This is a genomic window from Polynucleobacter sp. 35-46-11, from assembly GCF_002281105.1.
Genome location: NZ_NCFJ01000200.1, coordinates 1 through 4,218 on the forward strand (window position 1 = coordinate 1; position 4,218 = coordinate 4,218).

At 47.4% G+C, this 4,218-nt stretch carries 4 protein-coding genes and 1 tRNA gene; 2 read left to right on the forward strand and 3 right to left on the reverse strand.

What is annotated here, in order from left to right:
• Positions 1 to 36: 36 nt before the first annotated feature.
• The 3 genes from B7Y67_RS11710 to B7Y67_RS11720 all read right to left on the reverse strand — a co-directional run bounded on the left by B7Y67_RS11710 (position 37) and on the right by B7Y67_RS11720 (position 2,489).
• A tRNA-Gln gene (locus B7Y67_RS11710) sits at positions 37 to 113 on the reverse strand.
• A 5-nt stretch (positions 114 to 118) separates the two neighbouring features.
• Entirely contained in the window at positions 119 to 991 is an 873-nt protein-coding gene (gene ispE, locus B7Y67_RS11715; protein ID WP_293598795.1) for a 4-(cytidine 5'-diphospho)-2-C-methyl-D-erythritol kinase, read from the reverse strand.
• Positions 992 to 1,001: 10 nt separating this feature from the next.
• Positions 1,002 to 2,489: a lipoprotein insertase outer membrane protein LolB gene (locus B7Y67_RS11720; protein WP_215302128.1), complete on the reverse strand. Its 1,488-nt coding sequence runs from the start codon at positions 2,487 to 2,489 to the stop codon at positions 1,002 to 1,004.
• Between the two features lie 35 nt (positions 2,490 to 2,524).
• Between B7Y67_RS11720 and mutM the strand changes: the two genes are divergently transcribed.
• Positions 2,525 to 3,361 carry a bifunctional DNA-formamidopyrimidine glycosylase/DNA-(apurinic or apyrimidinic site) lyase gene (gene mutM, locus B7Y67_RS11725; RefSeq protein ID WP_293598796.1) on the forward strand — a complete coding sequence of 279 codons (837 nt, stop codon included), beginning with the start codon at positions 2,525 to 2,527 and terminating at the stop codon, positions 3,359 to 3,361.
• Positions 3,346 to 4,218, forward strand: an 873-nt coding sequence (mutY, locus tag B7Y67_RS11730) for an A/G-specific adenine glycosylase (RefSeq protein WP_293598797.1), incomplete at its 3' end; no start/stop codon positions are given. The genes mutM and mutY, both read left to right, overlap by 16 nt.

Here is a 4,218-nt window from a genome sequence, read left to right on the forward strand (position 1 = left end):
GTCGAATGGATGTCTTTTGGTCGTATCTACAGTAGTTGGCAGGGGAAGAAGGATTCGAACCTTCGCATGCTGGAATCAAAATCCAGTGCCTTAACCAGCTTGGCGATTCCCCTACAGGTCAATCTGAAGAAATCAAATTGTAAGCGGGATTTTTATTTAGCCCCCGAACAATTCGACCTATCCATCCCTTTGGAAGATTTTGCAGAAGAATTTCCAGATTTGCGGTGTCCGTCTTAGGGTCTAAGGCGGCAAAAACGCTACTTCCGGAGCCGGACATACAAGGAGCCGAGTTTGGCACTGCCTTGTAAATCCAATCTAATGCTTGCTTCACTTCAGGACATTTCTGCACCGCTACTGCCTGACAATCATTCGACTGATATGACCTTGGCGATGCAAGAAAGCCATCTATTGTAATCGGAGCGTGATCTCGGGTCAATTGAGGGTCTTGAAAAATCTGAGCAGTAGCGACCCCCTTGTTGGGGAAGATCACCAAAAAGTCTTGGGTTTCCAAGGAAATGGCCTGTAATTTCTCCCCAATCCCTTCAACAAAAGCATTTTGGCCAAAGATGAAAAATGGCACGTCAGCGCCAAGTTTTAGGCCAAATTGGCAAAGAGTGGCGATATCGAGATGAAGATCCCAAAGGGTATTTAATCCGATCAGGGTGGATGCTGCATCAGAGGATCCGCCACCAAGGCCAGCACCCATTGGAATATTTTTTGTGAGACTGATTTCAACTCCCTGATCAGTCCCGCAGTGCTCCTTGAGGAGTTGAGCTGCACGAACGACCAAGTCTTGCTCAGGAGGGACTCCAGGAATGGGATTGATGCGGCAAACTTTGTTTTCCGGAATGCGCTTCAAGGTCAGAGCATCGCACCAATCAATCAGTTGAAAAACGGATTGCAGTAGGTGGTAGCCATCATCACGGCGCCCAACAATATGCAAAAAGAGATTGAGCTTTGCGGGGCAAGCTAGTTCTATCGCATTACTCATGATTTATGCTTTACTCGTTCGGAGTATCAAATACCAAGCGGATATCAATCGATCCGATATTCGAGCTGCGAGTCATCGTCAGTTTTTCTAAGCGCTGAGCATCATTCCAGTTGTAATTTAAGGTCCAGCCGTCTTGTGTAATTTTGCTGACTTGCCCCTCTGCATTTCGCTCCACACTGGCATTGCTACCAGGGCGGGTTTGTCCACGTAACCAGTCAGATAAACCGCGGGCTGGAAGTGGAAGACCTAATGCATTTTGAATAAGAGTATCAGCATCAATTGCTGTAGTGAGTTGACCGTCGCGCTCCAGAATCGCCTCACCAGGTTTAATCGTAATTTTGGCAATGGAGCCGCCCACTGGATTACGAATTTCTAAAACGTCAGTAAGCGCATCTTGAGTCAAGGTAAATCCACCTGATCCACCTTGATTTTTACTTTCAGTAAGGCCGGTGACTTTCACGGCAAAACGCCCGTCCCATGAGCCTTTTAGGGCGGTATCAGCCACAGACCAATCGGGCTTTAAGCGCTTCAAAGTTTCCTTAAGGGTAGGGTTGTTAGCATCCAATTGCTGCCCTTTGCGCCACATATCTTCCGCTTCGATTGGGCGATTCATAACCCACAACACTTCACCGATATGTGCCGCAATATCTGCCTCAGGCTTCATGTTGAATGCTTGTTGAAGTTGTTCGAGCGCAAGAGTATTTTTGCCCATGCGAAAGTTCACCCAACCAAGACTATCCAAAATAAAACCGTCTTTAGGTGAGAGCTGATTTGCTTTACTAATGAGCTTGAGCGCTTCGGGTAATTTTTGGTTTCGATCGGCTAGAGAGTATCCAAGTGCATTGAGGCTATTGACGTCATTTGGATTCTTGCGCAAGATTTCTCGCAAAGTTCTTTCCATCACATCCATGTGCCCAGATTTTTCAGCAGACATGGCATAGGTATAGAGCAGCCCAGGATCTTTTGGCTCTGGCTTTAATGATGAGACGATTTCATAAAAAGCTCTTAAGGCCTCTGATTCATTGTTTGCCTTAGCGAGTAGTGACTGAATCTGTAGCAAAGTTTTTTCACGCTGCGCCGGAGTTTGCTGATTTAGAAGGGAGATGGCGGGTTTGACTGCATCTGACCAGCGTTGATTCAAGATTAAGAGTGTGACAAGCACTTCTTTGGGTTTGGTTTGCTTGGGCCCTGCCAAACTATCCCAGGTTTGAGCTGCTTGCAGCGCTAAATCAGGCGCACCGGCAGTAATGGCTATCTCCATAGCCCTTTGGGCTAAACGGGGATCATCGAGTTGGCGAGCGAGTTCTAAATAGGTTGTGTATGCCAGACCAGCTTCGCCGCGTTGCAGGGCAATTTCGGAGGCCAAGACTTCAAATACAGCTTGACCGCTATCCAGGCTACTGTTTTGGGCGATAGCATAGCCGGAAGAAAGGCCTAGGCCAAGTCCGCCTGCGAGCAATAAGACCCTTAAAGAAGGCTTTAATGAAAATTTGGTCATGAGCACATTCTAATCCGCGAATCTACAATCCATTTATGCCTGAACTCCCAGAAGTTGAAGTTACCCGCTTGGGTATTGCGCCCCACTTAGAGGGGCGTAGGGTGAGCGCGGTCAAAATTATTGATGGTCGACTGCGTTGGCCGGTGCCGAGCAATTTAAATGCACTACTTTCTGGCCAGAAAGTCTATGGAATAGAACGCAGAGGCAAATACCTCTTAATGGAGTTTGAGGCCGGGTATTTATTGCTGCACTTAGGAATGACAGGTACCTTGCGCGTGCTGCCCAGCAGCGACACCCTGAAACCGCATGATCGCGTGACATTCGAGTTTGGCAAGCTCAGTTTACGTCTGCATGACCCCCGAAAGTTTGGTGCCGTTTTGTGGCACCCGAAATCTAAAGGGCCGATTGAGAAAAACCCACTCTTGCAAAAACTCGGGGTTGAGCCATTTTCAGCAGAGTTTGAAGGTGATCTCGGCACAGATGTCTTATATCAATGCTCACGCAAGCGCAGTGTTGCCGTGAAGCAGTTTTTATTAGCAGGACAGGCGGTAGTAGGTGTCGGCAATATCTATTGCTCGGAAAGTTTATTTGAGGCTGGCATCCATCCAGCAAAGGCTGCTGGAAAGCTAACGCGTCCACAATGTTCGAGACTGGCTAATGCAGTGAGATTGATTTTGAAAAAAGCGATTGCTGCAGGCGGCAGTTCTTTGAAAGACTTTGTGAATAGCGAGGGCGACCCAGGTCACTTCATGGTGCAAACTAAAGTCTATGATCGCAAAGATCAGCCCTGCAAGGTATGTAAGACGCCGATTAAACAAATAGTGCAGGGTCAACGCTCCACTTATTTTTGCCCTCAATGTCAGAAGCGTTGATTAAGCATTTCGCCACCAAGCTTATTGCTTGGCATGGTAAAGACGGGCGTCAAGGCTTGCCATGGCAGAGTATTCGAGATCCATACGCAGTGTGGGTATCTGAAATCATGCTGCAACAAACTCAAGTAGCGACTGTTCTAGAGCGTTATCCGCGTTTCATGAAACGTTTTCCGAATGTTAAGAGATTGGCTGCTGCACCGGTAGATGATGTTTTAGCCGAATGGGCAGGACTTGGTTATTACACGCGTGCTCGCAATCTTCACGCTTGTGCCAAACAAGTGATGCTGGAATTTGGAGGAAAGTTTCCAGAGGATCCGATGTTGCTTGAACAACTCAAGGGCATTGGTAGGTCTACAGCAGGTGCTATAGCTGCTTTTGCATTTCATGAGCGAGCACCCATTCTTGATGCAAACGTCAAGCGTATTTTGGCAAGACTATTTGGTGTAGATGGCGCTATCCAAGAAAAGGCAGTGAATGAAGAGTTATGGTCACTAGCCAAGACACTCCTTCCTAAAAATTCTTCGGATATGCCGGTATACACACAGGCTCTGATGGATTTTGGGGCAACGTGGTGTACTTCTCGTAAGCCGGTGTGTTTGAGTGGCGAGAGAAAATGCCCATTTGAAAAAGAATGCCAAGCCAATCTCAGCGATCGGGTTTTGGTATTGCCTCGCAAGGTAATCAAAGCAAAATCCCCTGAATTTAATTGCGATATGTTGCTACTGAGACATGGCGATTCAGTCTTACTGCAGAGGCGCCCGGACAAAGCTATCTGGGGTGGGTTGTGGTCGTTACCAGAATCTGCGTGGAGGTCTAAGGAAAAACTCTCTAAACTTTCAGTCAGCAATTCAGCTGCT

Excerpts from the sequence above, each read along its gene's own strand:
- ispE (WP_293598795.1), bottom strand. The coding sequence starts at position 991 with ATGAGTAATGCGATAGAACTAGCTTGCCCCGCAAAGCTCAATCTCTTT.
- B7Y67_RS11720 (WP_215302128.1), bottom strand. The coding sequence starts at position 2,489 with ATGACCAAATTTTCATTAAAGCCTTCTTTAAGGGTCTTATTGCTCGCA.
- mutM (WP_293598796.1), top strand. The coding sequence starts at position 2,525 with ATGCCTGAACTCCCAGAAGTTGAAGTTACCCGCTTGGGTATTGCGCCC.